The sequence below is a fragment of the Undibacterium paludis genome, from assembly GCF_022568815.1.
Taxonomy (GTDB): domain Bacteria; phylum Pseudomonadota; class Gammaproteobacteria; order Burkholderiales; family Burkholderiaceae_D; genus Undibacterium.
The window spans coordinates 90,020-116,143 of record NZ_JAKZHX010000016.1; the positions used below are offsets into that span (position 1 = coordinate 90,020).

At 53.7% G+C, this 26,124-nt stretch carries 20 protein-coding genes and 2 riboswitches; of the genes, 10 read left to right on the forward strand and 10 right to left on the reverse strand.

The window, feature by feature from the left end; all coding sequences use genetic code 11:
- The first annotated feature begins 2 nt into the window (after window positions 1-2).
- Both LZ463_RS23940 and LZ463_RS23945 read left to right on the forward strand, forming a co-directional pair.
- Window positions 3-194 carry a VOC family protein gene (locus LZ463_RS23940; RefSeq protein ID WP_241458816.1) on the forward strand — a complete coding sequence of 64 codons (192 nt, stop codon included), beginning with the start codon at window positions 3-5 and terminating at the stop codon, window positions 192-194.
- Window positions 191-367 carry a VOC family protein gene (locus LZ463_RS23945; RefSeq protein ID WP_241458817.1) on the forward strand — a complete coding sequence of 59 codons (177 nt, stop codon included), beginning with the start codon at window positions 191-193 and terminating at the stop codon, window positions 365-367. Before LZ463_RS23940 ends, LZ463_RS23945 begins: the two co-directional genes overlap by 4 nt.
- Before the next feature lie 23 nt (window positions 368-390).
- Here LZ463_RS23945 and LZ463_RS23950 read toward each other — a convergent pair whose 3' ends face one another.
- Window positions 391-966, reverse strand: a complete 576-nt coding sequence (locus tag LZ463_RS23950; RefSeq protein ID WP_241458818.1) for a TetR/AcrR family transcriptional regulator — start codon at window positions 964-966, stop codon at window positions 391-393.
- 115 nt (window positions 967-1,081) lie between these two features.
- On the opposite strand from LZ463_RS23950, the gene LZ463_RS23955 reads away from it, so the two are divergent.
- Window positions 1,082-2,302: an MFS transporter gene (locus tag LZ463_RS23955; RefSeq protein WP_241458819.1), complete on the forward strand. Its 1,221-nt coding sequence runs from the start codon at window positions 1,082-1,084 to the stop codon at window positions 2,300-2,302.
- 29 nt (window positions 2,303-2,331) lie between these two features.
- Here LZ463_RS23955 and LZ463_RS23960 read toward each other — a convergent pair whose 3' ends face one another.
- Window positions 2,332-4,008: an amidohydrolase gene (locus LZ463_RS23960; RefSeq protein ID WP_241458820.1), complete on the reverse strand. Its 1,677-nt coding sequence runs from the start codon at window positions 4,006-4,008 to the stop codon at window positions 2,332-2,334.
- 368 nt (window positions 4,009-4,376) lie between these two features.
- Between LZ463_RS23960 and LZ463_RS23965 the strand changes: the two genes are divergently transcribed.
- A complete protein-coding gene (locus LZ463_RS23965; protein WP_241458821.1) occupies window positions 4,377-5,936 on the forward strand; it encodes a transglycosylase SLT domain-containing protein in 1,560 nt (519 codons plus the stop codon).
- A 186-nt stretch (window positions 5,937-6,122) separates the two neighbouring features.
- On the opposite strand, the gene LZ463_RS23970 is transcribed toward LZ463_RS23965, so the two are convergent.
- Window positions 6,123-6,458 (reverse strand): energy transducer TonB, encoded by a 336-nt coding sequence (locus LZ463_RS23970; RefSeq protein ID WP_241458822.1) that lies wholly within the window; start codon window positions 6,456-6,458, stop codon window positions 6,123-6,125.
- A 341-nt stretch (window positions 6,459-6,799) separates the two neighbouring features.
- Between LZ463_RS23970 and LZ463_RS23975 the strand changes: the two genes are divergently transcribed.
- Both LZ463_RS23975 and LZ463_RS23980 read left to right on the forward strand, forming a co-directional pair.
- Window positions 6,800-7,252 carry a cache domain-containing protein gene (locus tag LZ463_RS23975; RefSeq protein ID WP_241458823.1) on the forward strand — a complete coding sequence of 151 codons (453 nt, stop codon included), beginning with the start codon at window positions 6,800-6,802 and terminating at the stop codon, window positions 7,250-7,252.
- Between the two features lie 392 nt (window positions 7,253-7,644).
- Window positions 7,645-9,762, forward strand: coding sequence for a putative bifunctional diguanylate cyclase/phosphodiesterase (locus tag LZ463_RS23980; RefSeq protein WP_241458824.1), 2,118 nt, complete (start codon window positions 7,645-7,647; stop codon window positions 9,760-9,762).
- A 63-nt stretch (window positions 9,763-9,825) separates the two neighbouring features.
- Here LZ463_RS23980 and gcvP read toward each other — a convergent pair whose 3' ends face one another.
- The 4 genes from gcvP to LZ463_RS24000 all read right to left on the reverse strand — a co-directional run bounded on the left by gcvP (window position 9,826) and on the right by LZ463_RS24000 (window position 15,796).
- The gene (gene gcvP / locus LZ463_RS23985; protein WP_241458825.1) at window positions 9,826-12,714 is read right to left on the reverse strand and encodes an aminomethyl-transferring glycine dehydrogenase; all 2,889 of its coding nucleotides are present in this window, start codon (window positions 12,712-12,714) and stop codon (window positions 9,826-9,828) included.
- A gap of 117 nt (window positions 12,715-12,831) precedes the next feature.
- Window positions 12,832-13,209, reverse strand: a complete 378-nt coding sequence (gcvH, locus tag LZ463_RS23990) for a glycine cleavage system protein GcvH (RefSeq protein ID WP_241458826.1) — start codon at window positions 13,207-13,209, stop codon at window positions 12,832-12,834.
- A 67-nt stretch (window positions 13,210-13,276) separates the two neighbouring features.
- Window positions 13,277-14,407 carry a glycine cleavage system aminomethyltransferase GcvT gene (gene gcvT, locus LZ463_RS23995; protein ID WP_241458827.1) on the reverse strand — a complete coding sequence of 377 codons (1,131 nt, stop codon included), beginning with the start codon at window positions 14,405-14,407 and terminating at the stop codon, window positions 13,277-13,279.
- A gap of 74 nt (window positions 14,408-14,481) precedes the next feature.
- A riboswitch (glycine riboswitch) is annotated at window positions 14,482-14,610 on the reverse strand.
- Window positions 14,611-14,621: 11 nt separating this feature from the next.
- A riboswitch (glycine riboswitch) is annotated at window positions 14,622-14,709 on the reverse strand.
- A gap of 259 nt (window positions 14,710-14,968) precedes the next feature.
- Window positions 14,969-15,796, reverse strand: a complete 828-nt coding sequence (locus LZ463_RS24000) for a response regulator (RefSeq protein WP_241458828.1) — start codon at window positions 15,794-15,796, stop codon at window positions 14,969-14,971.
- Between the two features lie 149 nt (window positions 15,797-15,945).
- On the opposite strand from LZ463_RS24000, the gene LZ463_RS24005 reads away from it, so the two are divergent.
- Both LZ463_RS24005 and parC read left to right on the forward strand, forming a co-directional pair.
- Window positions 15,946-17,937, forward strand: a complete 1,992-nt coding sequence (locus tag LZ463_RS24005) for a DNA topoisomerase IV subunit B (RefSeq protein ID WP_241458829.1) — start codon at window positions 15,946-15,948, stop codon at window positions 17,935-17,937.
- A gap of 169 nt (window positions 17,938-18,106) precedes the next feature.
- Window positions 18,107-20,434: a DNA topoisomerase IV subunit A gene (gene parC / locus LZ463_RS24010; protein ID WP_241458830.1), complete on the forward strand. Its 2,328-nt coding sequence runs from the start codon at window positions 18,107-18,109 to the stop codon at window positions 20,432-20,434.
- A gap of 224 nt (window positions 20,435-20,658) precedes the next feature.
- On the opposite strand, the gene LZ463_RS24015 is transcribed toward parC, so the two are convergent.
- Together LZ463_RS24015 and LZ463_RS24020 are read right to left on the reverse strand one after the other, a co-directional pair.
- Window positions 20,659-21,396: an SDR family NAD(P)-dependent oxidoreductase gene (locus LZ463_RS24015; protein WP_241458831.1), complete on the reverse strand. Its 738-nt coding sequence runs from the start codon at window positions 21,394-21,396 to the stop codon at window positions 20,659-20,661.
- Window positions 21,396-22,490, reverse strand: coding sequence for a patatin-like phospholipase family protein (locus tag LZ463_RS24020; RefSeq protein WP_241458832.1), 1,095 nt, complete (start codon window positions 22,488-22,490; stop codon window positions 21,396-21,398). Before LZ463_RS24020 ends, LZ463_RS24015 begins: the two co-directional genes overlap by 1 nt.
- 41 nt (window positions 22,491-22,531) lie before the next feature.
- Between LZ463_RS24020 and LZ463_RS24025 the strand changes: the two genes are divergently transcribed.
- Both LZ463_RS24025 and LZ463_RS24030 read left to right on the forward strand, forming a co-directional pair.
- Window positions 22,532-23,734, forward strand: a complete 1,203-nt coding sequence (locus tag LZ463_RS24025) for a phosphatase PAP2 family protein (RefSeq protein WP_241458833.1) — start codon at window positions 22,532-22,534, stop codon at window positions 23,732-23,734.
- The gene (locus LZ463_RS24030) at window positions 23,731-24,351 is read left to right on the forward strand and encodes a CDP-alcohol phosphatidyltransferase family protein (protein WP_241458834.1); all 621 of its coding nucleotides are present in this window, start codon (window positions 23,731-23,733) and stop codon (window positions 24,349-24,351) included. Before LZ463_RS24025 ends, LZ463_RS24030 begins: the two co-directional genes overlap by 4 nt.
- Here the strand turns inward: LZ463_RS24030 and LZ463_RS24035 are convergent.
- Window positions 24,299-26,101 (reverse strand): bifunctional alpha/beta hydrolase/class I SAM-dependent methyltransferase, encoded by a 1,803-nt coding sequence (locus LZ463_RS24035; RefSeq protein ID WP_241458835.1) that lies wholly within the window; start codon window positions 26,099-26,101, stop codon window positions 24,299-24,301. The genes LZ463_RS24030 and LZ463_RS24035 overlap by 53 nt on opposite strands.
- Window positions 26,102-26,124: the final 23 nt, after the last annotated feature.

Consider the following 26,124-nt stretch of genomic DNA (forward strand, 5'->3'; position numbering starts at 1 on the left):
CCATGATGAAAGGCTACATTACTCAGGGTACAAACGATATCGATCGTGCTGCGGCTTTTTACGATGCCGTGCTGGCAGAAATTGGCGCCAGGCGTTATATGGAGTCAGAAGGGTTCGTTGCCTGGGTTGTCAGCCCCAAGCTATTATCAAAGCCTCCAATGGCGAAGCCGCGACAGTGGGCAATGGCAGCATGACGGCGCTCGTTGTCAAAACTCCCGAGCAGGTGCAAGCCGTATACAACAAGGCGCTGGCGCTGGGCGGCATAGACGAGGGAGCGCCAGGCCCAAGAGGTGACAGCGGTTTTTATGCCGCCTATTTCCGCGACCTCGATGGCAACAAACTCAATGCTTTTTACATGGGTGGTTAGAGCTTCAGTATTCAGCACAGAGCTTATTCTTTCGCAGCATTGAGCGCGGCAGCAACTGTGCTCAGAATGCGCCGGGAAAACTCCTCATCCTCTTCCACACGCGCCAGGACAATGGCGCCCACCATGCTGGCGAAGGCCAGCATGGCTTTTTCTTCTTTCTGCTCAGCAGTCTCACCAGGCAATAAAGCAGCAAGGACAGTAATCAGTTCATGCGCCCCTTTGCTGGCCGCCTGACGCACTGGCCCGCTTTGCCTGGCCATATCCGAGCCCAGGGCAGCCAGGGTACACCCCCTGCCGGGTTTATCCCTGTGTGCAGGTGACAAGTAGTCACTGGCGATATGCGACAAGGCAGTATCAGGAGATTCTGCCTGCCATTTCTTCCAGCGCTCAGCCGAACGTCCGAGACTGAGTGCGCAGGTCTGGGCAATCAGGTCTTCTTTGGATGAGAAGTTTCCATAAAAGCCACCATGGGTCAGACCAGCCCCCTTCATCAGGTCGATCACGCTGACGCCGTCATAACCACGTTCACGGAAGAGTTGCGAGGCCACATCCAGAATGCGCTGCCGATTTTCATTTGCCTGTTCTCTGCTGACTTTCATGGCATTACTCCATCAATAAAATTCTCTTGACATTATAAATTATAAACGTAATATATACAATCATGATGACCATCATTTAAAATCCTGTATCGCCAATTCACTCATGGATGACACGATGAATACTGAAAGCAATCTGTTGCACAAGTACCCTGCCATCTGGCTGGTACTGCTGGGCACCGCCGGTACCTTTGCCCTCACCATGGGGACAAGGCAGAGCATGGGCTTGTTTCTGAGCCCCATGAACACGGCAACCGGCCTGGGGGTGGGTAATATCAGCCTGGCTTTCGCCTTCGGTCAATTGTGGTGGGGCTTGACCCAGCCCTTTGCCGGCGCCTTTGCAGATAAATTGGGGGCGGGTCGCGTCCTGTTTGCCGGCATATTGCTGGTGGCAATCGGCACCTTCATCACACCATTGATGACGACTACTGCCGGGCTGATCTTCGCCATTGGCATGCTGGCGGCAGGCGGTGCAGGCATGGCTGGCCCAGCGGTACTCATGGCGACAGCAACCCGCATGATCCCGACAGAAAAGCGTGGCATTGCCACTGGCATCGTCAATGCAGGCGGCTCTTTTGGTCAATTCCTGATGGCGCCCATCGCCATTGCTTTGATGAGCCAGTATGGCTGGAATAATGCCATGCAAATGATGGGGGTGATCGTCTTGCTGGCCCTGCCCGCTGCCTATCTGTTACGTGGCAGGCCTGTGCAAGCTGTCAGTGCTGGCCAGGTGCCTGTCAGCACGTCGAGGGCAATCTCCATCGCCTTGAAAAATCCCAGTTACCTGATGCTGGCGGGAGGCTTTTTTGTCTGCGGCTTTCATGTGGCCTTTCTCGCCACCCATTTACCGGGTGTCATCAGCCTGTGCGGTCTGCCAGCAGAATTTGGCGGCTGGGCGTTGGCCATACTGGGTCTGTTCAATATCATCGGCAGCATTTCCATGGGCTGGGCGGTGGGCAGGTGGCGCATGAAATCGCTCTTGTCGCTGCTGTATGCGACACGCGCACTGGCCGTTACCCTGTTTTTGCTGGCACCAAAAACCGGCACAGTGGTACTGGTATTTGCAGCCGTCATGGGTCTGACATTCTTGTCCACGGTGCCACCCACTGCGGGTCTGGTTGCCAAGTTTTTTGGACCGGCAAATATGGCCAGCCTGTTTGGCATCGTCATGCTGACGCATCAAATCGGCGGTTTCCTGGGCGCATGGCTGGGAGGCAAGGTACTGGAGGCCAATGGCAATTTCAATGTGCTCTGGTACGTCGATATCACGCTGGCCGTTGGTGCGGCATTGGTGCACATGCCCATACAGGAAAAACAACTGCAACTGCAGGCGGCATAAGCTGCTTGCAGTCGCGTGACTGGCAGGGTTTATTTGCTGCCCGGATAAACCTGCCTGCCACCCACCCAGGTTTGCAAGACCTTGATCTTGTAGATGTCTTTGACCGGCATATGCAAGAGGTCCTGATCAATCAGGATGAAGTCTGCCCACTTACCCTTCTCCAGGGTACCGAGGATATTCTCCTGGTGTGCCGCATAGGCAGCATCAAGCGTAAAACAGCGCAAGGCTTCGTGCACTGTCATGGCCTGGTTGGCATACCAGCCTTTTGCCGGCTGGCCCTGCATGTCCTGACGGGTTACTGCCGCATGCACACCCCAGAATGGATTGGGTGATTCTATGGGGAAGTCTGAACCACAGGCTATACGTGAGCCTTGCTCCAAAAAGCTGCGCCAGGCATAAGCACCCTTGATACGCTCGGCCCCTACCCTGTCTTCAGCCATATTCATGTCCGAGGTCGCGTGAGTAGGTTGCATGGATGGCAAAATGCCAAGTTGCCTGAAACGCGGAATATCAGACAGGGCAACGACCTGGGCATGTTCTATGCGATGGCGCAAATTGACCGACGCAGAAGCCGGCAGGCGCGCAAAACCATCAAGTATCTGGCGATTACCGGCATCGCCGATGGCGTGCACATTTACCTGGTAACCCTTGCTCGCGGCTTTTTCTATCATGGCTGCCATGTCATCTGCCGACTTGAACAGAAGACCCTGGGTATGCGGCGCATCAGAATATGGCGCCAGCAAGGCAGCACCGCGACTACCCAGGGCACCATCGGCAAACAGCTTGACGGCACGCAAGGCGTAATGATCATTGCCATAAGCAAGCAAGGGGCCCTGCTGCGCCGCTTTGTCGAAAAAACCGTCTGTGCCACGTATCATGCCGTAGATGCGGGTACTGAGTTTGCCCTGATCGGCATATTCCCTGAATAATCTGTCGGCTGATTCAGACACGCCGGCATCATGTGCACTGGTCACCCCAACTCTGGCCAGTTCCTGCAAGGCCAGGTCCAGTGCAGCTCTTTGCTCGGCTTCTGATGGCGGCGGTAAAACCTTGTCGACCAGCTTCATTGCCGCATCAATCAGTATGCCTGTAGGTTTGCCCTGCGCGTCTTTTTCTATCTTGCCGCCAGTTGGGTCAGGGGTTGTCTCATCTATCCCAGCCAATTGCATGGCGCGGCTGTTGGCCCAGCCTGCATGGCCGTCGACCCGGGATAGCCAGACTGGCCTGTCTTTGACCACAGCATCAATTTCTTGCGCAGTCGGGAAGCGCCCCAGCTTCCAGTTGGCCTGATTCCACTCACCGCCCATGATCCACTGGTGCTGGGGATAGCGTCGCGCATAGTCGGCGATTGCCTGCTGTGCCTGCGCAAGATCGGCGGTGGCACGCAGGCTGAGCTGCATCTGGCTGACGCCAAGGCTGAGGACATGGCCATGCGCATCTATCATACCCGGCAGCAGGGTCTTGCCAGCGCCATCAATGCGTGTCGCCCTGGGCAATTTTGCCGCCAAAGCAGCCACCTTGCCGATGTCGATGACCTTGCCTTGTTCATCGAAAGCGATTGCACTGAATTGTTGCAACTGGCCTTTCTGATTCAAGGTATAGCCGCGTACATGCGCAATGATCGTGTCAGCATGTGCCAGGCCTGCTCCACTCAGGGTCAGTGCCAAGATGCCGGACTTTACAGTGGTGAACTTTATTCTGCGCATATCGCATCCAGGAAATTGATCAGGCTCTGTATTGTATTTGAATATGATTTAACAACATCGCTTTTTGTACGTACAACAAGACCGGGGAAAACTGAAAACATGATCTGGCCTGACAAAAATCAAGATGAGTACGAAGACAATCAAATTCGATGACATTCATGACAATTCACTGAAATTAATAGAAATTAAGCAATCTTTGAAAGGAAATTGCTCATTCACATCATTACATTGACTGCTTTTTAGGCAAATTGACATGTAAATCTTGTCATTTGACTGACATTTTTCTTGACGCTGCAAACCGCACTTGCGTACACTCTCACGATCCTGCAATCCACGTCGACTATGGTCGATTAGACAATTATTTGCCTATGAAACGATTCCGACTCCATTCCGCAAGCCTGACAAGCCTATGCACTGCCACCCTGCTAGTCAGCCTGACGCCGCAAATATGTCTTGCTGACGCACCGGCAACGGCATTTTCGCTGGCATCGGCACCAGAAACCACAACCTCGGTACAAAATGCAACTCTGCCCGTCACCCTTGAATTGCCAGCCGACGTGGCCAATTTTGACTACACGGATAAAACCACGGACCTGTGGGAAAGAGTACGTAGCGGCTACGCCATCCCCGATCTGGAAAACCAGCTGGTAAGCAATCAGCTAGCCTGGTACAGCACCCGCACTGACTACATACTGCGTACCGTACAGCGCGGCTCGCGTTACCTCTATCATGTCGTCGAAGAGCTGGAAAAACGTGGCATGCCGACCGAACTGGCCTTGCTGCCCTTTATTGAATCCGCCTTCAACCCGCAAGCCATCTCCACTGCCAAGGCAACCGGCATGTGGCAATTCATGGCGGCGACGGGTCGTGACTTCAACCTCAAGCAAACCATGTTCAAGGATGACAGGCGTGGCGTGCTTGATTCAACGGACGCCGCACTGAATTACCTCGAAAAGCTGTATGGCATGTTCGGCGACTGGCAACTGGCGCTGGCGGCTTATAACTGGGGCGAAGGCTCGGTACAGCGCGCCATCAAGAAACAACAGGCAAAGGGCCTGCCGATAGACTTCCAGAGCCTGTCGGTGCACATGCCCAATGAGACCAAAAACTACCTGCCCAAATTGCAGGCAGTCAAAAACATCATTGCTCACCCAGAGCAATTCAACCTGGCGCTGCCCAAACTGGATAACCAGCCTTACTTTGTCACCGTAGAAAAAACCAGGGACATCGATGTACGCGTAGCAGCGCAGCTGGCAGAACTGTCCATGGATGAATTCACGGCGCTGAATCCGCAATTCAATCGTCCGGTGATTGCCGGCGACAGTAATACCAAGATACTGCTGCCAACAGATAATGCCGCGCTGTTCAAGACCAATCTCAACAAATGGCAAGGTCCACTGTCGAGCTGGTCTGCACACACAGTACAAAAAACCGAGCGCATAGAAACCCTGGCCAGCAAACTGGGCCTGAAACCGGAAGTTGTGCGTGAAGTCAATTTGATCCCGGCAAAAATGATGGTCAAAGCAGGATCGACTTTGCTGGTCCCCAAATCAGATAAATCGCCTGATCATGACATCTCGCTGGACATCGCAGAAAAAGCACAGATCGTCATTGAAAAAACCAGCATGCGCCAGGTCAGTTACAAGGTTGGCAAACATGAGAACCTCGCAGGTGTTGCCAAACGTTTCCGCGTCAGCATCGCAGAACTGAAGTCATGGAATCATCTCAAGCATGAGAACATCGCCCGCGGCCAGACCCTGCGCATACAAACACCTATCGTAACCCAGGTCAACCAGACGACAGTACAGGCGGTACAGGCAGGTCACCATGCTCCGGCTATCAAGGTGACGCATCGCCAGGCAGCACCAAGCCGCAGTGGCAAGTCACTGATTGCCCACTTCAAGGCCGGGCGTAAAAAACACGGCTGAGCTGACGGTACAGTACCTCTGTACGCAGGGCCTGTCAGTTTGATAAAATCGGACAGGCAATGAAAAAGGGTTCCCGACGGAACCCTTTTTTCAATTTGAAGCGACAGCTGACTTTCTCAGCATACCCTCACCGTGGTCAGGCAGACTGGGGAGATGAAATATGCATAAAGACATGTGTCACATGTATCAGGAAAGACTCCAGACATATTCGAGTTTGGTCCAGGCTTGTTGTGGTTTGCCATCTTTGGCGCCCGGTTTGAACTTGCAGGATGAATAAACTTTCTGTGTCGCCTTATCCAGGGCTTTGGAACCGCTGGATTTTTCCACCTTGGAATCAACAACACTACCATCCGGCCCAACCAGTACGGACAGCACCACAGTGCCGGTTTCTTCATTCATCAATGCAGATTTGGGATAAACAGCTTTTTCACAGGTTTGCTTGTCTACGGCGGGAGCGACTTCATTTGCAAAAGCAGAAACAGCAGAAACGCACAACAGGGATGCCAGGATAATTTTTTTCATGGGATAAAGTCAGGGAAAGTCGAACACGAATAATTGCCAGAGAGAGAAATTTCCATACGGAAACTTGCGCGTATTTTACTGCATGAATTTTCCACAAGGCAACATTTAATCGCTTAATTTTTATGCAGAAATGTCAAAAATTGTTCCCTCCACATGCACGCCGTGTTTTGTTTTCCAAAAACAACTTACAACCATACACAATTGTTGCCACAAGTCAGGAAAGCTTTGCTTTTTTACCTCTTCTCTACTAGCCTGAAGCAAGAGGCAAGCAAGCAACAAGAAAAACGCAGCTCATAAAAAATCATTTATATAATGAATGTAACCATAGGGAGACTTTACATATGAAACTCTTGAAACTGCTGGCCGCATTTCTGTTCATGACTCACATCAGCCTCGCATGGGCAGACGACAATCCTGCTGATGCCATTGCCATGGTCGACAAAGGACTGGCCTATATGCAGAAGAATGGTAAAGATGCCCTGGTGCAGGAAATCAATAACAAGAACCCGGAATTCATGAATGGTGCCATTTACCTTTCTGTACGCGGTCTCGATGGCATCATGGTTGCACATCCCATCAATCCCAAGCTGATAGGTAAAAACATGCTGGACCTGCCCGATGCTGACGGCAAATACTTCCGCAAGGACATCGTTGCCCTGGCCAAGAGCAAGGGCAAAGGCTGGGTTGACTATCGCTTCAACAATCCGGTCACCAAACAGATGGAAAACAAGAGCACTTATATAGTCCGCAGCAATGATGTGATACTCGAAGCCGGGATCTATAAAGGGAAGTAGAAAAATACCTGGTTACGCGCCTTTATTGTCCGAAATTAGCCCGTCACAGTAGCAATCGTAAAAATGGGCACGCTGCGTGCCCATTTTTACGTTCAAGGCCAGATCAAGAAATGATCCGGTACTGTAGCCACCAAGTTAAAAATTCAGTTCCATATAGCCTCCCTATATAGCCTCCCTATACAGCCCCCTACCCAGCACCTCATCCAGCGCCCTGCCAGTACATCCAGTTTGTGTACGATATCGTACAGACCGCGAGCTTGTCCTCCGGTAATTTTTACCTACCAACTCAGCTATCACTGCGCTGCAAGATTGATGCAATCACAAAGTCCAGGGTGTTGTGCTGGTCATCTGCATCTTATTGCAACTACTCCGCCTGACAAGGAGCAATCCTCATGACTTACCGTATACTGATTATTACCGGTGACATAGCTGATGGCACGACACTGGCAGAAACACTGTGCACAGCCAAAGACCAACATTACAAGGTCGATATAGCCTGGCAGCTGGCTGACGCCATCCAGCGTCTGCAAGGAACACATATGGACGCCATACTGGTCAACCTGGCACTGCCGGATAGTCAGGGGCTGGCGACTCTCAATGCACTGACTTCTGCAGCGCCACAAATCCCCATCGTGACCTTGTGTGGTAACGACGACGCTCTGGCCATCGAAGCCCTGCGTTACGGCGCCCAGGGATATCTGTTCAAGGAACACTACAGCAGTTACCTGGTCTCACAATCATTGCGCCAGATTTTGCGTCATAAAGTTCTCGATGAATCGGCCTACAGGGAAAAAGCACGCGCAGAAATAACGCTCAACTCCATCAGCGATGCCGTGATAGGCACGGACATGGCAGGCAATGTCGACTACCTCAATGTGGCGGCTGAGCATATAACCCAATGGACCAGGGATGAAGCACGTGGCCACCCTATCAGCGTTGTCATGCCCCTGATTCACAGCGATACGCGCGAGCCAAAACCGAATCCGGTTGAACTGGTCCTGCAACAGGACAAGGCCACTACACTGACACCAGGGACCATACTGCTGCGGCGCAATGGCAGCGAAGTCGCCATAGAGGATTCAACCGCGCCCATCCATGATTCTAGCGGGAGGATTGCCGGCGCCGTCATGGTATTCCATGACGTCACGGCAACCCAGGCCATGGCGCAGAAAATGGCTTACCTTGCGCAGCATGACTTCCTGACTGATCTGCCTAATCGTGTCCTGCTCAATGACAGGATAGAGCAGGCTATCAGCCTGGCAAGACGCAACGATACCCAGGTGGCCGTGCTCTTTCTTGATCTCGACAACTTCAAACACATCAATGACTCATTGGGTCATGCAACCGGTGACAAACTGCTGCAGTCAGTGGCAGAACGTCTCAGTGCCTGTGTGCGTCATTCAGACACGGTCAGTCGTCAGGGCGGTGATGAATTCGTGATACTGGTGACGGAAGAAAAATCGGCAGAAAAGGCAGCAGTCGTCGCCGACAAGATATTGAGTTCACTGGCTGAGCCGCACAAAATAGCCAAGAATGACTTGCATATCACCACCAGCATAGGGATCAGCCTTTACCCGGCAGACGGGCAGGATGCCGGGACCCTGATCAAAAATGCCGACACCGCAATGTACCAGGCCAAGGAAAAAGGGCGCAACAATTACCAGTTTTTCAAACCCGAGATGAACGTACGTGCGGTAGAGAGACAGATCATAGAAGCCAATCTGCGACTGGCCCTGGTCAGAAAAGAATTCGTACTGCACTACCAACCCAAGATCAATCTGACGACCAACGACATCACCGGTGCTGAAGCACTCTTGCGCTGGTCACATCCCGAATGGGGCCTGGTATCACCGGTACGCTTCATTACCATCGCGGAGGAATGCGGTGTCATCATCCCCATAGGCCGCTGGGTGCTGCAGGAAGCATGCGCGCAAACCAGACGCTGGCAGGATGAAGGCCTGAAAATAGATTCCATCTCCGTCAATATTTCTGCCGTTGAATTTCGCCGCCAGGATTTTGTTGAAGCCGTACGCAGCATCCTGAACAAGACCGGCCTGGACGCACATTGCCTGCAACTTGAAATCACCGAAAGCGTCCTGATGCGTGATGCAGAAAACAGTATCGCCATACTCCAGCAATTGAAAGACATGGGTATACAACTGGCGGTCGATGATTTTGGCACCGGCTATTCCAGCCTGAGTTACCTGAATCAGTTCCCGATTGATGTCCTGAAAATCGACCAGTCATTTGTCAATGAGATAGGCGCCGGCAAGACCGATGGTGATGGCGCCATCGTCAGTGCTGTCATTGCAATGGGTAACAGCCTGAAACAAAAAGTCATCGCAGAAGGTGTAGAGAATCCAGGGCAGCTGCGTTTTTTGAAAGACCAGCAATGTGAAGAAGGACAAGGGTATATATTCGCCAGACCACTTGCGGCGGATCATTTCGCAAAAATGCTGCGGGTAAGAATTACGGCACATGCTCCAATACCCGTGTTGATGCCGGTTTGAAGGCCTGACAAAAAAAGGACATGCAAGCATGTCCTTTTTACTTAAAGCCGGTGAATAAGAAAATTATTCGTAATCACTGACAGGTATGCAGGAACAGAACAGGTTACGGTCGCCATAGACATTGTCTGCACGACCAACCGGCGCCCAGTACTTCTGCTTGCGCAGCGAAGCTACCGGGTAGGCGGCGACTTCACGACTGTATGCATGAGGCCATTCATTGGCGACCAGCACTTCTGCCGTATGCGGTGCAAATTTCAGTGGATTGTCCTTGGCGTCAAATTCACCGCTGGCCACTTTGGCGATTTCTTCACGGATGCAGATCATGGCATCAATGAAGCGGTCAAGTTCGGCTTGTGATTCGCTTTCTGTCGGTTCTATCATCAAGGTGCCAGGCACAGGGAAGCTCATGGTCGGTGCGTGGAAGCCAAAGTCGATGAGGCGCTTGGCCACGTCTTCATTGCTAATGCCAGTGGCATCAGTCAATGGACGCAGGTCCAGGATGCACTCATGCGCGACCAGACCATCATGACCGCTGTACAGAACAGGATAATGCGGGGCCAGGCGCTTGGCGATGTAGTTGGCCGCCAGGATGGCGGTTTCTGTTGCGTCTTTCAGACCTTGTGCCCCCATCATGGCGATATACATCCAGGAGATAGGCAGGATGCTGGCAGAGCCGAAAGGTGCAGCACTGACGGCAGAAATGCCGTCTTCACCGCGTACGTAACCAGTTGATTTCTGGTTGGGCAGGAACTTCGCCAGATGTGCGCCAACTGCAACCGGACCTACGCCTGGGCCGCCACCACCGTGAGGGATACAGAAAGTCTTGTGCAGGTTCAGGTGGCTGACGTCGCCACCGAACTTGCCAGGGGCTGCCACACCAACCAGTGCATTCATGTTGGCGCCGTCGACATACACCTGGCCACCGTGGCTATGCACGATGTCACACAATTGCTGTATGCCCTCTTCAAACACACCATGCGTGGATGGATAGGTCACCATTACTGCTGCCAGATTGGCGCTGTGTTTTTCTGCCTTGGCTTTCAGGTCATCGAGATCAACGTTACCCTTGTCATCACAGGCAACCACGACCACGTCCATGCCGACCATGCTGGCCGATGCCGGATTGGTACCGTGGGCAGAAGACGGGATCAGGCAGATGTTACGATGTGCTTCACCACGGGATGCATGGTAAGCCTGGATCACCAGCAAGCCTGCATATTCACCTTGCGAACCGGCGTTCGGTTGCAGGGATACGGCGTCGTAACCGGTTGCTGCGCACAGCATGGCCTCAAGCTGGTCTATCATTTCACGATAACCGACGGTCTGGTCATCAGGGGCGAAAGGATGGATACTGGAAAACTCCGGCCAGGTCACGGGTATCATTTCGCTGGTGGCATTGAGTTTCATGGTGCAGGAACCCAGCGGTATCATGGTGCGGTCCAGCGCCAGGTCCTTGTCAGCCAGGCTGCGCAGGTAGCGCAGCATTTCATGCTCGGAATGATAGCGATTGAAGGTCGGGTGCGTCAGGTAAGCCGTGCCACGGGTCAGTGCTGCCGGGTAGGCATCGTTGACGGCAGCTTCAATCGCAGCGAAGTCCAGCCGGCCAGTGGCACTGGTGGCCTTGGCGAAGATGCCCCACAGGGCTTCGATATCTGCACGGGTAACAGTCTCGTCCAGCGAAACACCAACCTGGGTAGCACTGATTTTGCGCAAATTGTAGCCTGCTGCCTCGGCTGCCTGATGGCAGGCTGCCGCATCGGCAACATTGATCGTCAGGGTATCAAAATAAGTACTGTTGACAATAGACAGACCCAGTTGCTTCAAGCCACCGGCCAGCACGCCTGTCAGGCGGTGCGTGCGCAAGGCGATCTGGCGCAAGCCAGCAGGGCCGTGGTACACGGCATACATGGAAGCAATGACAGCCAACAGAACCTGGGCAGTACAGATGTTGGATGTTGCTTTTTCACGGCGGATATGTTGCTCGCGTGTTTGCAGGGCCAGGCGATAAGCCTTGTTGCCTTGCGCATCAATGGTCACACCGACCAGACGGCCAGGCATGCTGCGTTTGAAGGCATCGCGCGTACCCATGTAACCGGCATGCGGGCCGCCAAAACCCAACGGCACACCAAAACGCTGACTGTTACCAACGACCACATCTGCGCCCCATTCACCAGGGGAAGCGATCAGGGTCAAGGCCAGCAGGTCAGCAGCAGCGATCACCATTGCGCCCTTGGCATGCATGGCGGCGGCATATTCGCGGTAGTCACGGATGGAACCATCTACACCTGGGTATTGGAGCAGGACGCCGAAGCATTCATTGTCCAGCGCTTCTGTACCAGCGCAGCTGCGTACTTCTATGCCCAGCGGCTTGGCGCGGGTTTCGATGATTTCACGGGTTTGTGGTAGTACGTCGTCAGCGACATAAAACACATTGGACTTGGATTTGCCAACGCGCTGTATCAGCGTCATGGCTTCGGCAGCTGCCGTACCTTCATCAAGCATGGATGCATTGGCGATGTCCATGCCAGTCAGGTCGGTAATGACCTGCTGGAAGTTCAGGATCGCTTCCAGACGGCCTTGCGAAATTTCTGGCTGATAAGGTGTGTAAGCGGTATACCAGGCAGGGTTTTCAAAAATATTGCGCAGGATGACGCCAGGCGTGTGAGTATTGTAATAACCCTGACCGATCAGTGACTTCAGGACACGATTCTTGGATGCCAGGGCTTTCAGGGTAGCCAGTGCTTCCGTTTCGGATTTGGCTTCAGTGAACTGCGCCAGCGGCAATACGTCGTGACGGCGGATGTTTTCCGGGACGATGGCGTCAATCAGGGCATTGCGGTCGGCATAGCCCAGGGTTTTCAGCATGGCGGCCTGTTCAGCTTCAGATGGGCCGATATGACGGGCGATGAAAGCATCGTGTGCTTCCAGTTGTGACAGTGAGGGACGGGTCATGATATGTGCGGTGCGGGAGAATAAACTGGCCAGGCCACAGGCCGGGCAACAAAATCAAAAGACTGGAACAGGCTATAAACGCAAAGAGGTGGCACAGGCCACCTCCGCGTAGATCAATCAGGCTATGTTCTTGGCGTAAGCTTCTGCGCTCAACAGGCCGTCTACATCAGCGATGTTGGCAGGCTTGAGTTTGAACAGCCATGCAGCAAATGCGTCGGCATTGATGGATTCTGGCGCATCGGCCAGTTCTTCATTGATGGCAACTACTTCACCGGTCACTGGTGCATAGATGTCGCCCGCAGCCTTGACGGATTCAACCACGGCACAGTCCTTGCCTTTTTCCAGTGATGTGCCAACTTTTGGCAAATCAACAAACACGATGTCGCCCAGGGCGTCTTGTGCATAGGCCGTGATGCCGACGGTGATGGTGCCGTCTGCTTCGGTGCGCACCCACTCGTGGGATTCAGTGTATTTCAGGTCTGCTGGTACGTTCATGTTGGACTCCGGATAAATGTTATTTCAATAGAATGTTTAATTGTATTTTTTACAGACTGTCTTCTGATCAGGCAACCAGGATCTTGCCGTTCCGCACGAAAGGCAATTTCACGACACTGGCAGCCAGTTGCTTGTCACGTATCACGACATGGACAGTATCGCCGACAGTCACGCCCATAGGCAAGCGCGCCAGAGCAATCGCCTGTTGCATGGTGGGGCTGAATGTACCGCTGGTGATTTCACCTTCACCCTGGGCGCAGACCACTTTCTGATGGGCGCGCAGGATACCGCCTTTTTCACGCAGGACCAGACCGAGGAACTGGGCATTCTGGCCTTTTTGCTGCAAGGCTTGTTTTCCGACAAAGTCACGCTCGCTGACCAAGTCAATGGTCCAGGCCAGACTGGCGTCGAGCGGGTTGACGCTTTCATCCATGTCCTGGCCGTACAGGTTCATGCCTGCTTCCAGACGCAGGGTGTCACGTGCGCCGAGGCCGGCAGGTTTAACGCCAGCAGCAGCCAGGGCATTCCATAATTCAGTCACGCGATCAGCAGAGACGGCGATTTCAAAGCCGTCTTCACCGGTATAGCCGGTGCGCGCCACCATGACTTCGCCAAAGGCAGTGTCAGCGACGATCACAGCATTGAAAGGTTTGATTTCTGCGCTTGCAGCTTTGGTTTCTGGCAGCACTTCCCAGGCTTTGGCACGGGCATTCGGGCCCTGCACTGCCACCAGGGCAAATGCATTGGCGCCGTCACGGCGCTGGGTGATGGTCAGGCCGCTATTGGTCTCTGCATTGCGTGCCTGCATCCAGGCGATGTCTTTTTCTGCTGTGCCGGCGTTGACGACCAGGCGGAACCAGTTTTCATTGAAGAAATAGATGATGAGGTCGTCAATGACCGTGCCTTCAGGCTTCAACATGCAGGAGTACAGTGCCTTGCCGGCCACCTGCAACTTGTCGACATTATTGGCGACCAGGCCGCGCAAGAAACTGCGTACATTCTCGCCCTGCAGATCAACGACGCACATATGGGATACATCAAACATGCCGCAATCGGTGCGCACTGCATGATGCTCTTCGATTTGGGAACCATAGTTGACAGGCATGTCCCAGCCGCCAAAATCAACCATTTTTGCGCCAGCCGCACGATGGGCTGCATTGAGGGGAGTTGCCTTGAGTGATGTCGCTGCTTGCGTCATGAATGCCTCATTACCGGGTTGAAGGGACGAACAAGCGCATGTTGACGGGATGAATCGTCACATGCGCTGAAATCGCATACCCCTCTGTCCTGGTACCTGAGAGATTACGGGGGCATTGTATGTTTGCTTTCCCGCGCGCACCTTCGGTGGGTAGTCTGGCTCATTTCACATGTACGCCGCTACCACTCTCCAGAGTTGGGGCAACTTTTAACTACCCCGTCGATCGGTCCTTTTGCCTGAGAGTTTTTTGGGTATTAGCCCCTTCGGCGGCAACTTTCGTCGCTCTCTCCCGATCAAGTAGCGCGATTATATAAGGCTTGTCTGTGCTTGGATAGTTTGACGCATAAATATTTATGCAAAAACGTATATCGGACCTGAACTGCTTGGCAGATTGATAAAAACCGACCTGCAAAATGCACCCAAACCATGTCTGACCCAAGCGGCAAAGAGTCCGAAGAAGCATCAGCACGTTAAAACGTTGCAAGTTAACAACGTTTCAATCATTTCAAAATTTCGGGAATATGCTGGCTCAGACAGGCTTGCAAAGCCAAGGAAAGGACATCAGCGCAGCTGCAGGAACTTTTGTATCGTCGCCAGAACTTGCTTGCGCGACAATGGTTTGGTCAGAAAACCCTCGCAGCCGACCTGCTGGGCCAGGGGCTGTTTATAGACAAAACTCTTGTCGACCAGAAAAATCACGGTCGCCCTGCGGTCCGTGTTCTGTTTTTTCAACTCACCGCATAGGCGATAAGGGTCGATATCTGGCGTGGAAGTATTAATCATCGTCATGGCGTGACGATTATTTTTGTCCAGCATCAAGGCGCTGCGCTCATCCGTTGCCAGCGTCACGGTAATGCCATATTTATCCATGATCATGGCCACATATTCACGGAAGCGCATGTCCTTGTCGACGATCATGATGCCGCCACGGGGAATATTGGGCCGGCGCATCTTCTGGTATTCAGCCGGGTCAGTCAGGTCCATGTCCAGGCGTTCACGACGACGACGCTCGGGCACCGCCACCTCGCTAAAGGCAGCCAGGGTGGTCAGCAAGAGCTGGCGCCTGTCTATCAGCTCATCAAGCACATCGAACAGCTTACGCCAGCGTATCGGGCGCGGCATGGAAGGATAATTAAGGTTGACTTCGGTCTTACCAATAAGCAATACTGGCTGCGCGCCACCCAGGTTCAGGTCGGACAGGGTTGCCAGGGCCTTTAAATCTTCCGCATTGACAATATGTATGTCAGCATCTTGTAGACTACCGGTTTTTAATACCAGATAGCGATAGCCCTTCTCGCGCAGCACGGCAAGAACGGTTGAAAAGGTTTCTTCCTCTTTTGGGGAAAATCCAAGCAGTCGGATCGCGATCGTTGGAGTTTTTGTTGGCATCGTTTTTCCATCTACACATTGCAGCTACAATCATTGCAGCTACAATAGCTGCAAAAACGCTGCAAGAATACAGCCTAATTCTGCCAGTCCCGCAAAAAAATTGCAAAACATCATCAAAAAATTAACCAAAACAACAGATTTTCATTCGCATGGCCACTAAAAAAAATACTTCTCCGTCCGACTATAGCGAATCATCCATCCGAGTACTCAAAGGCCTGGAGCCGGTCAAACAAAGACCGGGGATGTATACCCGCACAGAAAACCCGCTGCACATCATCCAGGAAGTCATCGATAATGCCTCTGACGAAGCATTGGGCGGGCATTGCAAGAACATCCTGGTCACCATCAATGCTGACAATAGCATCAGTGTGGAAGATGACGGTCGCGGCATCCCGGTAGGTTTGCATCCTGAAGAAGGTGTGCCCACTGTCGAAATCGTGTTCACCCGCCTGCATGCAGGCGGCAAGTTTGACAAGGGTTCAGGCGGCGCCTATGCCTTCTCTGGCGGCCTGCACGGTGTTGGCGTATCTGTCACCAATGCCCTGTCAAAGCGGCTGGAAATCACCGTCTGGCGCGAAGCTGGCCTGCACAACCTGACTTTTGCCAACGGCGACGTGATAGAACCGCTGCGCAGCCAGCCTATCCCACGTGGCGACAAGAAGAATGGCACGCGTGTCACCATCTGGCCCGACGCCAAGTATTTTGACAGCGCCAACATCCCTCAGGCTGAGTTACAGCGGCTGCTGCGCTCCAAGGCAGTCCTGTTGCCAGGGGTCAAAGTAACCCTCACCAATGCCAAGTCCGGTGAAAGCCAGACCTGGCAATATGACCAGGGCCTGCGTGGCTACCTGACTGAAGCCCTGGCGCAATCTTCGCATGGCGAACCGCTGATCCCGCTGTTTGAAGGCGAACAGTTCGCCACCTCGGAAAGTGAAGGCTTTGCCGAAGGTGAAGGCGCGTCCTGGGTTGTCGCCTGGACAGAAGAAGGCAATGTAGTGCGTGAATCCTACGTCAACCTGATCCCTACTCCGGCAGGTGGCACCCATGAATCCGGTCTGCGTGAAGGCCTGTTTGGTGCAGTAAAGAGTTTTGCAGAAATGCACTCGCTGCTGCCCAAAGGCGTCAAGCTTTTGCCGGAAGACGTGTTTGCCCGCGTATCGTTTGTGCTGTCGGCCAAGGTGCTGGACCCGCAATTCCAGGGCCAGATCAAGGAAAGGCTGAACTCGCGTGATGCAGTACGCCTGGTCTCCTCCTTTGCCAAACCACCACTGGAGCTGTGGCTCAATTCCCATGTGGAATACGGCAAAAAACTCGCTGAACTGGTCATCAAACAGGCGCAGTCGCGCCTGCGCTCTGCTCAGAAAGTCGAAAAGAAAAAATCATCGGGCGTGGCCGTCCTGCCGGGCAAACTGACTGACTGTGAATCAAGCGACACGGACCGCAACGAGATCTTCCTGGTCGAGGGTGATTCTGCCGGTGGCTCTGCCAAGATGGGCCGTGACAAGGAATTCCAGGCCATCCTGCCCCTGCGCGGCAAGGTGTTGAACTCATGGGAGTCCGAGCGTGACCGTCTGTTTGCCAATAACGAGATTCATGATATCGCCGTCGCCATCGGGGTTGATCCGCATGGTTTGAATGAAATCGTCGATATGAGCAATCTGCGCTACGGCAAGATCTGCATCCTGTCAGATGCAGACGTTGACGGCTCACACATCCAGGTCCTGCTGCTGACCCTGTTTTTCAAGCACTTCCCACAACTTATCGCACGTGGCCATATCTGTGTGGCAAGGCCGCCACTGTTCCGCGTTGATGCACCGGCACGCGGCAAAAAGCCTGCGCAAAAGATTTATGCCCTCGATGAAGGTGAACTGATCGCCATCGAAGACAAGTTACGCAAGGACGGCGTCAAGGATGGTGCATGGAGCATCTCCCGCTTCAAGGGTCTGGGCGAGATGAATGCCGAGCAGTTATGGGAAACCACCATGAACCCGGATACACGCCGCCTCCTGCCCGTGTCCCTGGGTGAATTCGATCAGGCATTTTCAGAGAGCCGCTTCAATATGCTGATGGGCAAAGGCGAAGCCGCCGCCCGCCGTGCCTGGATAGAAGAACATGGCAATGCCGTTGAAGCCGACATTTAAGAAGCCGCTGATTAAGCTACTGCGCGACGTGATTTTGGGCCTGCGATGCTCGCCGTACAGTCGTACGACTGCGCTTCTTAACCCAAACTAACGCCACTCGCTACGCTTACTCAGCAACTTCTGAACAGCTATATGGAATATAACAGCATCAAAAATACGAAAAAGAATTATGAGCGAACAAGCCAATTTATTTGATCAAACCCCACCGCCACCTGGCGATGGCGAAGCACTGACCCTGGCAACTTTTGCCGAGCGTGCCTATCTCGACTATGCGATTTCTGTCGTCAAAGGTCGCGCCCTGCCCGATGTCTGCGACGGTCAAAAACCGGTACAGCGCCGCATCCTGTACGCGATGAATGAGCTGGGCCTGAACTCTGCGGCCAAGCCACGCAAATCTGCCGCCGTGGTTGGCGACGTACTGGGCAAACTGCACCCGCATGGTGACCAGTCCGTGTATGACGCCCTGGTACGCATGGCCCAGGATTTTTCGCTGCGCTATCCCTTAATCGACGGTCAGGGTAACTTTGGCTCGCGTGATGGTGACGGTGCAGCAGCCATGCGTTATACCGAGGCCCGCCTGACGCCAATCTCCAAACTGCTGATGGATGAAATCGACCAGGGCACGGTCGATTTCCAGCCCAACTACGATGGCACGACGGAAGAACCCAAGCTGCTGCCGAGCCGCCTGCCCTTTGTGCTGCTCAACGGCGCATCCGGTATCGCCGTTGGCCTGGCGACAGAAATCCCTTCGCACAACCTGACAGAAGTCGCCAAAGCCGCTGTTGCCCTGATACGCAACCCGAACATGAAGCATGCCGAGCTGATGGAATACATCCCCGGCCCGGACTTCCCCGGTGGTGGCCAGATCATCACGCCGACATCGGCCATTGCCGACATCTATGCGACTGGTCGCGGCAGCATGAAGGTACGTGCCCGCTGGAAGATAGAAGAAATGGCGCGCGGCCAGTGGCAGGCAGTCGTTACTGAACTGCCGCCTGGCACCTCTTCACAAAAAGTACTGGAAGAAATTGAAGAACTGACCAATCCCAAGATCAAGACCGGAAAGAAAACCCTTTCACCAGAACAGGCAGCATTGAAACAGGTGATCCTGTCGGTACTTGATGGTGTGCGTGATGAGTCAGGCAAGGATGCGCCAGTACGTCTGGTGCTGGAACCAAAATCCAAAAATCAGGACCAGGGCGAGTTCATGCAGATGCTGCTCGCCCATACTTCACTGGAAACCTCGGCTTCCATTAATCTGGTGATGATAGGCGGCGATGGCCGACCCCGCCAGAAAGGTTTGCTCGACATCATCAGCGAGTGGATCGCCTTCCGCTTCACCACAGTTACCCGCCGCACCCAGTTCCGCCTGAAAAAGGTCGATGACCGCATCCACATCCTCGAAGGCCGCGAAGCAGTTCTGCTGAATATTGATGAAGTCATCCGCATCATCCGTGAATCTGATGATCCCAAACCGGCATTGATCACTGCATTCAAACTGTCAGATATCCAGGCCGAAGACATACTGGAAATTCGCTTGCGCCAGTTGGCACGTCTTGAAGCGATCAAGATCCAGCAGCAACTTGATGAATTACGTAAAGAAAAAGCCGGCCTGCACGACCTGCTCGACAATCCTTCATCGATGAAGCGCATGATCATCAAGGAAATCGAAGCCGATGCCAAGCAATATGGCGATGCACGCCGCACCCTGATAGAAGAAGCCGCCAAGGCATCCGTTGAGCAAAAAGTCATTGATGAGCCGGTGACCGTCGTCATCTCTGAAAAAGGCTGGGTACGCGCCCGTACCGGCCATGGTCACGACAATGCCCAGTTCAGCTTCAAGGCTGGCGACAGCCTGTACGGCACCTTTGAATGCCGCACGGTGGATCAGATGCTGGTATTTGGTTCAAATGGCCGCGTCTATTCCGTCGCCGTCTCTGCCCTGCCCGGCGCACGTGGCGACGGTGTGCCAGTCACCACGCTGATAGACCTGGCGGCAGGCAGCAAAATCCTGCATTACTTCGCAGGCAGCATCGATATCAACCTCTTGCTGGCATCGACCGCAGGCTATGGTTTTACCGCCAAACTCGGCGACATGGTCGGCCGCATGAAAGCCGGTAAAGCCTTCATGACACTGGAAGAAGGTGACCTGCCATTGCCACCTGCCATCGTGGCGGAAGATGCCAGCGCCATTGCCTGCCTGTCAGAAAAAGGCCGCCTGCTGGTCTTTGGCCTGACAGAAATCAAGCAACTGTCCAGCGGTGGCCGTGGCGTAATTCTGATGGAACTCGAAGACAAGGAAAGCCTGCTGTCGGCGCAGGCCATCAGCCAGCGTGGTGTACGTGTCATAGGCCTGGGTCGCGGCGGCAAACCACAGGAAGTCAGCCTCAGCGCCAGCGGGCTTGGCATCCACATAGGCAAGCGCGCACGCAAAGGTAAGGCGCTGGAAGCGAAGATCAAGGCTTCTGGCTTGCAGAGGATTACGGCCAAAGAATGATCATTCCTTAGTCTTGAAACAAGAAGCCCGGTTTCTGACCGGGCTTTGTTTTTTAGCTATCCCAACTGCTCTGACATACGGGTTTCATCGGGAGACGCGCGAAGAAATTGATATTTTCGTGCTCGATTTACCAGACTCTTATTCATTCCCCATATCTCAAACTTGTCATTCCTGTGCAGTACGTACGGACGCTGAGCAAGTCCATTTTTCAGCAAGGCTTTGCATTAACGTCGCAACACCAACAACTTCGCAGGCAGCCAGTTCAACACCGTAATGAGCCACTTCATCTGCCAAGGGAACACAAGTCTGTCACGCCGCTGTGCAATCGCCTCAACAATCAAAGCTACAGCCTTTTCTTCAGGCATGATGAACGGTTTATGACTGGCATCACCCTCATTCAATGCACGCAGTTTTGCGGTATCAATATAGCCGGGCACGATGGCGGTGACGGCAACTGAAAAAGGTTTCAAGGCAATGCGGTAGGTATCGCACAAACTCAGCACACTGCGTTTGGTGGCGCTATAGAGCGAAGCACCGGGATAATCATGCAGCAATCCGGCAATGGAAGATACGGCGACCAGCTGACCTGATTTTTGCTTCAGCATTTTTTGCGATGCCAGCTCGAATGCGTGAGCAAGACCGCTGACATTGGTTTGCAACATGTGCATGGTACTGGCAACATCGAGCACATGGCTGCGGGTATTGTAGTAGATACCTGCAGTGACGATGAGCAGGTCCATCCTTTTATCAGCAACAGTAAATGCTTCCATGGCCTGCGCAATGGCGTCCCTGTCGGCGATATCGAACTGGTAAGCATGCAGCTTTGGAGACGTCGTTTCAAGATCATTCGGCAGGCGTTGCAGGTCACGTCCGCAAACTGCCACCCTGTCACCGCACTTCAGGTAGTGACGCGCCAGCGCCAGACCTATGCCGCTGGTGCCGCCGATGATCATGATATTCATCAGACCATGCCCCTGCTGTAACGGTCACGATTGCGTATGCTGGCTTCGTCATATTCTTTCTGCCTGGTCATTGCTTCCATGCCTCGGGCATAGCCATATTGCCACTGGGTGTCCATCATCGCGACATAGTCGGCGTGGGTGACAGGCATGAGCAGGCGGATGCGGTTGTGACGCCAGTCCAGTTTCTTTTGAGCTGATTCTTTGGCCAATACGTCTGCGACATCGGAAGTATCTATGCGCACATCAACAGGCTGTCCATTGACATAGCGCAGGCGGGCATTGCCATCAAGGCCCAGTACTGAACGCCAGGCGGGAATGGAAAAAGCCTGGTCAAAACTTTGCTTGAATTCCATCATGACTTCATCTGCAAGCTGCCTGGCAATTTCTATGGGGAAGAGATCAAGCACACCGCCAAAATAATTTTCCCCTTCGTGACTGAGGCAACGGAAATAAAACATGTCAGTGATCGATATGCGCGCCGCCAGACTGGTCGCAGTCGCAGTGTCGAGCACTATATCGTCAGCGATGGCATGTTCCCCCCAGCGCTTATCTGCCAATGGTGACTTCATGCCGTCAAGCAGTGCGGCTGCTCTTGGGTCACAAAACACGGTTTCGGCAAACAGTTTGCGCTGGCCTCGTGGCTGCCCGGCTTCTGCCTCTGTAAACAGGAGCTTGCCGCCGACAATGGCGCTTGCCACAGACTGCTCGCTTGCAGGTGTGGCGGGCAAAGGCAGGATCGGCGGGATTTCAAACAGGTATTCGTTGAACAGATCAGGTATGGTCCTGGCCGATTCGCGTAAAAAGCCGCGCTTTGCCGCCAGGGCAAGGGCGCGGACTATGCCCGCCCTCGGCGATGACTTCAGCCCGCACCAGAACCGGTACATGTCTTCAGAGGTCAGCCAGTCCCTGCGGCTCTGATCGTCGGGCAAACCGGCAATGATGGAAGCTGCCAGTGCCCCGCCGCAACTGGCCAGCAGTATGTCGGGTGCACGACCAGCTTCGCAGGCTGCCGCGTACATCCCCAGGTAAATACCAAAACGAAAGCCCCCGCCAGCAAATACCATGCAGCGTTTATATTTTTTTGCTTGATTCATACTGCTAAAATACCACACTGTTAAGGCAAACAATATCTTACATGTCGCCTCCCCCTGCAACTGTGTCACAGCGCTGGCGTTATTTGTTGCTCAATGTGCTGGTATTCGGCCTGTGTTATCCGAGCGCCAACCTGCTGGCGCACAAGGCAGGCATAACACGCCATGCCGCCCTGCCGTTTGAAACGGCCATCCCTTTCCTGCCGTGGATGATTATCCCCTACATGAGTTCGGGCCTGTTTTTTTGCCTGGTTTTCCTGATGGCGGGCAGCCAGAATCAATTGCGCATACTCGCCCAGCGCATGCTGCTGGCAACTGTGCTGGCGTCGCTGGTGTTCATCATGTATCCGCTGCAATACAGCTGGGGGCGGCCGGTTATTGCACCAGGCTGGCTTGCCAGCCTGTATGCTTCGCTCGATATCATGGATAAACCATATAACCAATTGCCGTCCCTGCATGTGGCGTATTGTCTGTTGTTCTGGCAAAGCCTGCGGCTGCGCATACGTCCCGGCCCGGCTCGTATCTTGCTGGCAACGTGGCTACTGTTGACCGCTGTCTCGACGGTTTTCACTTACCAGCACCATGTGCTGGACGTCTTTGGCGGTATCGCGCTGGCCCTGTTTTGCATGTGGGCTGTCGAACTCAGGGTCAGTGAGGCTCAGGTGGCTTTCTATTACCTGATGATGGCCGGCATCGTCCTGGCTGTCGGCGTATGCGGTCTGCATAGCTGGCTGGCATTTTACCTAGCGTGCAGCCTGTCGCTGGTGGCGCTGGCTTACCTGCGGCATGACAGTCATTTTCTGCACAAGTGTAAAGGCCGACATCCATGGTGGATATGGTTATTGTATGCGCCCTATTTATCCGGTTATCAACTGACCTGGCTGGCGGTAGCCTGGCGGGAACGGCGCAAACCCGCCATCGTCAGGCTGACACCGCAATTATGGGTAGGGCGCCGTCTGAGCAATACCGAAGCCCTGCAACTGCCGCCAGATTGCACAATCATCGACCTGGCCAATGAATTGAGTGAAACACCCGCCCTGCGCCAGCACAACTCGCGCCACTACCGGCATTTCCCTCTGCTGGACTTGCGCACGCCCCCGGCCGACACGATACAGGCGGTACTGCAATGTCTGAATGCGGAAATCAGTGCCGGCAAAACCGTCTACCTGCATTGCGCCATGGGCTATAGCCGCTGTATATTGCTGGCCAAGCTGTTCATGTCGCAAGGAAATCTGTCAAAACAATGAGTTTTTCCATCTACCAATTGAAACCGCGTTTTCAGCAACTCTTGCGCCCTGTGCTGGCAAGCCTGACCAGATGCCATGTCACCCCCAACCAGATTACCTTACTGGCGTTGTTTCTTTCGATTGCCTATGGCCTCGCCCTGGCCTGTTATCCGCAAAAACCCTGCTTGTGGCTGGGACTGCCAGTATTCATGTTTGTACGGATGGCGCTCAATGCCATAGACGGCATGCTGGCAAACTACAGCAATCAGAAAACTCCCTTGGGCGCCATATTGAACGAAATTTGCGACCAGGTATCCGATGCAGCACTGGTTTTACCCTTTGTACTGGTCGCCGGCATTCACCCGGCTTTGCTGATCGCTGTCGCCATGTTGGCCCTGCTGGTGGAGTTTGCCGGTGTTGCCGCCCTGCTGGCAGGGTCAAGCCGCCGCTTTGATGGCCCCATGGGTAAGAGCGACCGGGCCTTTGCCTTTGGCCTGCTGGGCTTGCTGACTGGCTTACAGGTAGCAGGCATCTGGCTCAATGCGATCTTGGCTGTCGTCCTGCTACTGTCTTTATGGACCTTGTTTAATCGTATAAAACGGGCATTGCAGCATCGCGCTGCGCCACCGACACCGTGAAGATACCGGCAATACCGAGTTGAGTGCCCACTTTTTTGCAACCTATGCTGGCAACCAGGGCGTCCATCTCATTTTGCGGGCGCGGCCGCATGACCCAGGGCTGCCCCTGATGATTGTCGAGGGTGCCAGCAATCAGGGCCAGTTGCGGATGCCAGGGCTGACCTGTATAGACGAGATGACCGCTGATTTTCAGTAACTGCTGTATGCCGCGCAATGATGTCAGCACGAGCGCATTGTCGCTGAACAATTCATACAGTCCAGAGACGATGATGATGTCGTAGCTACCGTCGTCTTCACGATAGCTGGTATTGGCAAAGGCGTCCCGGCATTGATAGCTGATGCTGTTCTTTAATTGCAGGCGCCCAGCCAGTTCACGCGCCTGGTCAAGATTATGTTGCTCGTAATCGCGCAGGCAGATTTCTATGTCGCGACTCTGGAAGCGCTTGATGGTTTCCAGCACATAACGTCCTCCACCGGCGGCAATATCCAGTATGCGCAAAGGCTGGTCTGCCGGATGTTGCTGTATCAGATCAGAAAGAAGCTGTTGCATTTGCATCTTGCGCTGACGTATGCCGCGCCAGCCTATCGCATCGAGATAACCGCGATCTATCATGCCACCTATGCCCAGCCGTCCACCCGCCTGGTTGCGGTAAACATAGTCCAGCGAAGCCCCTGAATCAAAGCCATGCTCCAGACCGATGGTCATGCCATTGCTGAGTTTGCCCAGACGGCCAAGCATGAATTTCTGCAAGCCATAGAAAGCACCCTCTACGGCACCGACCAGCTTGCCCTGCTGCAATGCCTGATATTGTGCAGCACTCTTGCTCTCGGTATCCGCCTTGAAGTAGTGCTGCAATGGCGGCAAGTCTCTGGCAAAGCATTCCGCGATAAAATCCCTGGCCGCCTGTATCGCCTGCCGCGACTGGGCGTCACTCTCATAAAAAATCGCGTGATGGCAATTGTCTATCAAGACATACCGCTTGAGGCTGGATGAGATATTTTCAAAGAACTGTTTTTGTGGCCCCTGCTTGACGACATAGTCCTTGTCGGCCACCAGCATCAAAATCGGTGCATCTATTGCCTGCGCATCCTGCACCACGCGTCTGGCAGTGTCAGCCAGGTCCAGCAGGACACGGGCAGAGATATTTTTGGTGATCAGCGGGTCTGCATCATAGGCTTGCGCCTGTTCGGCAGAATGCGTGAGCATGGACGAGCGTATGTAGCTGGTGACAAACAGGTCAGGTTTGAAACAGGTGGCAAGGCGCAAAGCGGGCTTGGCCAGGGGCACATACAGGTTGATATCAAATGCCGCAGCCGCCATGACCACACCACGCACACGTGGTGCATAGTCATGTAGCCAGGTAGCGGCAATCACAGCGCCGACGCTGTTGGCAACGATGAGCATGTTTTCTGTGGCGATGCCGTGAGTGTGTTGCAGGTGTCTGATGAAAGTATCAAAATCCCTCACCATGGTTTGAAAATCAGGCGCATCGCCGCGTTCACCAGGTGAATGACCGTGGCCCCGCGCATCCCAGGCAAAAGCCCAGTCATTGGCAAAACCAAATTGTTCAACCAGGGGCTGAATGCGGCCAGAGTGCTCATGGCCACGATGCAGGAACACCAGGGCTTTTTGTTGCGCTCCTGGCTGTATCGCCAGTGGCTGCCAGATGCGGTAAAACAAACGTGTCTTGTCATGGCTGTCAAAGCCAGATTCACTGCACAACCACTTTGTCTGTAAATCTTTTGTCATGCTCTCATCCATAGTTCAAATGA

Coding starts and splice junctions, on each gene's coding strand:
- LZ463_RS23940 (WP_241458816.1), top strand. CDS start 3: ATGATGAAAGGCTACATTACTCAGGGTACAAACGATATCGATCGTGCT.
- LZ463_RS23945 (WP_241458817.1), top strand. CDS start 191: ATGACGGCGCTCGTTGTCAAAACTCCCGAGCAGGTGCAAGCCGTATAC.
- LZ463_RS23950 (WP_241458818.1), bottom strand. CDS start 966: ATGAAAGTCAGCAGAGAACAGGCAAATGAAAATCGGCAGCGCATTCTG.
- LZ463_RS23955 (WP_241458819.1), top strand. CDS start 1,082: ATGAATACTGAAAGCAATCTGTTGCACAAGTACCCTGCCATCTGGCTG.
- LZ463_RS23960 (WP_241458820.1), bottom strand. CDS start 4,008: ATGCGCAGAATAAAGTTCACCACTGTAAAGTCCGGCATCTTGGCACTG.
- LZ463_RS23965 (WP_241458821.1), top strand. CDS start 4,377: ATGAAACGATTCCGACTCCATTCCGCAAGCCTGACAAGCCTATGCACT.
- LZ463_RS23970 (WP_241458822.1), bottom strand. CDS start 6,458: ATGAAAAAAATTATCCTGGCATCCCTGTTGTGCGTTTCTGCTGTTTCT.
- LZ463_RS23975 (WP_241458823.1), top strand. CDS start 6,800: ATGAAACTCTTGAAACTGCTGGCCGCATTTCTGTTCATGACTCACATC.
- LZ463_RS23980 (WP_241458824.1), top strand. CDS start 7,645: ATGACTTACCGTATACTGATTATTACCGGTGACATAGCTGATGGCACG.
- gcvP (WP_241458825.1), bottom strand. CDS start 12,714: ATGACCCGTCCCTCACTGTCACAACTGGAAGCACACGATGCTTTCATC.
- gcvH (WP_241458826.1), bottom strand. CDS start 13,209: ATGAACGTACCAGCAGACCTGAAATACACTGAATCCCACGAGTGGGTG.
- gcvT (WP_241458827.1), bottom strand. CDS start 14,407: ATGACGCAAGCAGCGACATCACTCAAGGCAACTCCCCTCAATGCAGCC.
- LZ463_RS24000 (WP_241458828.1), bottom strand. CDS start 15,796: ATGCCAACAAAAACTCCAACGATCGCGATCCGACTGCTTGGATTTTCC.
- LZ463_RS24005 (WP_241458829.1), top strand. CDS start 15,946: ATGGCCACTAAAAAAAATACTTCTCCGTCCGACTATAGCGAATCATCC.
- parC (WP_241458830.1), top strand. CDS start 18,107: ATGAGCGAACAAGCCAATTTATTTGATCAAACCCCACCGCCACCTGGC.
- LZ463_RS24015 (WP_241458831.1), bottom strand. CDS start 21,396: ATGAATATCATGATCATCGGCGGCACCAGCGGCATAGGTCTGGCGCTG.
- LZ463_RS24020 (WP_241458832.1), bottom strand. CDS start 22,490: ATGAATCAAGCAAAAAAATATAAACGCTGCATGGTATTTGCTGGCGGG.
- LZ463_RS24025 (WP_241458833.1), top strand. CDS start 22,532: ATGTCGCCTCCCCCTGCAACTGTGTCACAGCGCTGGCGTTATTTGTTG.
- LZ463_RS24030 (WP_241458834.1), top strand. CDS start 23,731: ATGAGTTTTTCCATCTACCAATTGAAACCGCGTTTTCAGCAACTCTTG.
- LZ463_RS24035 (WP_241458835.1), bottom strand. CDS start 26,101: ATGACAAAAGATTTACAGACAAAGTGGTTGTGCAGTGAATCTGGCTTT.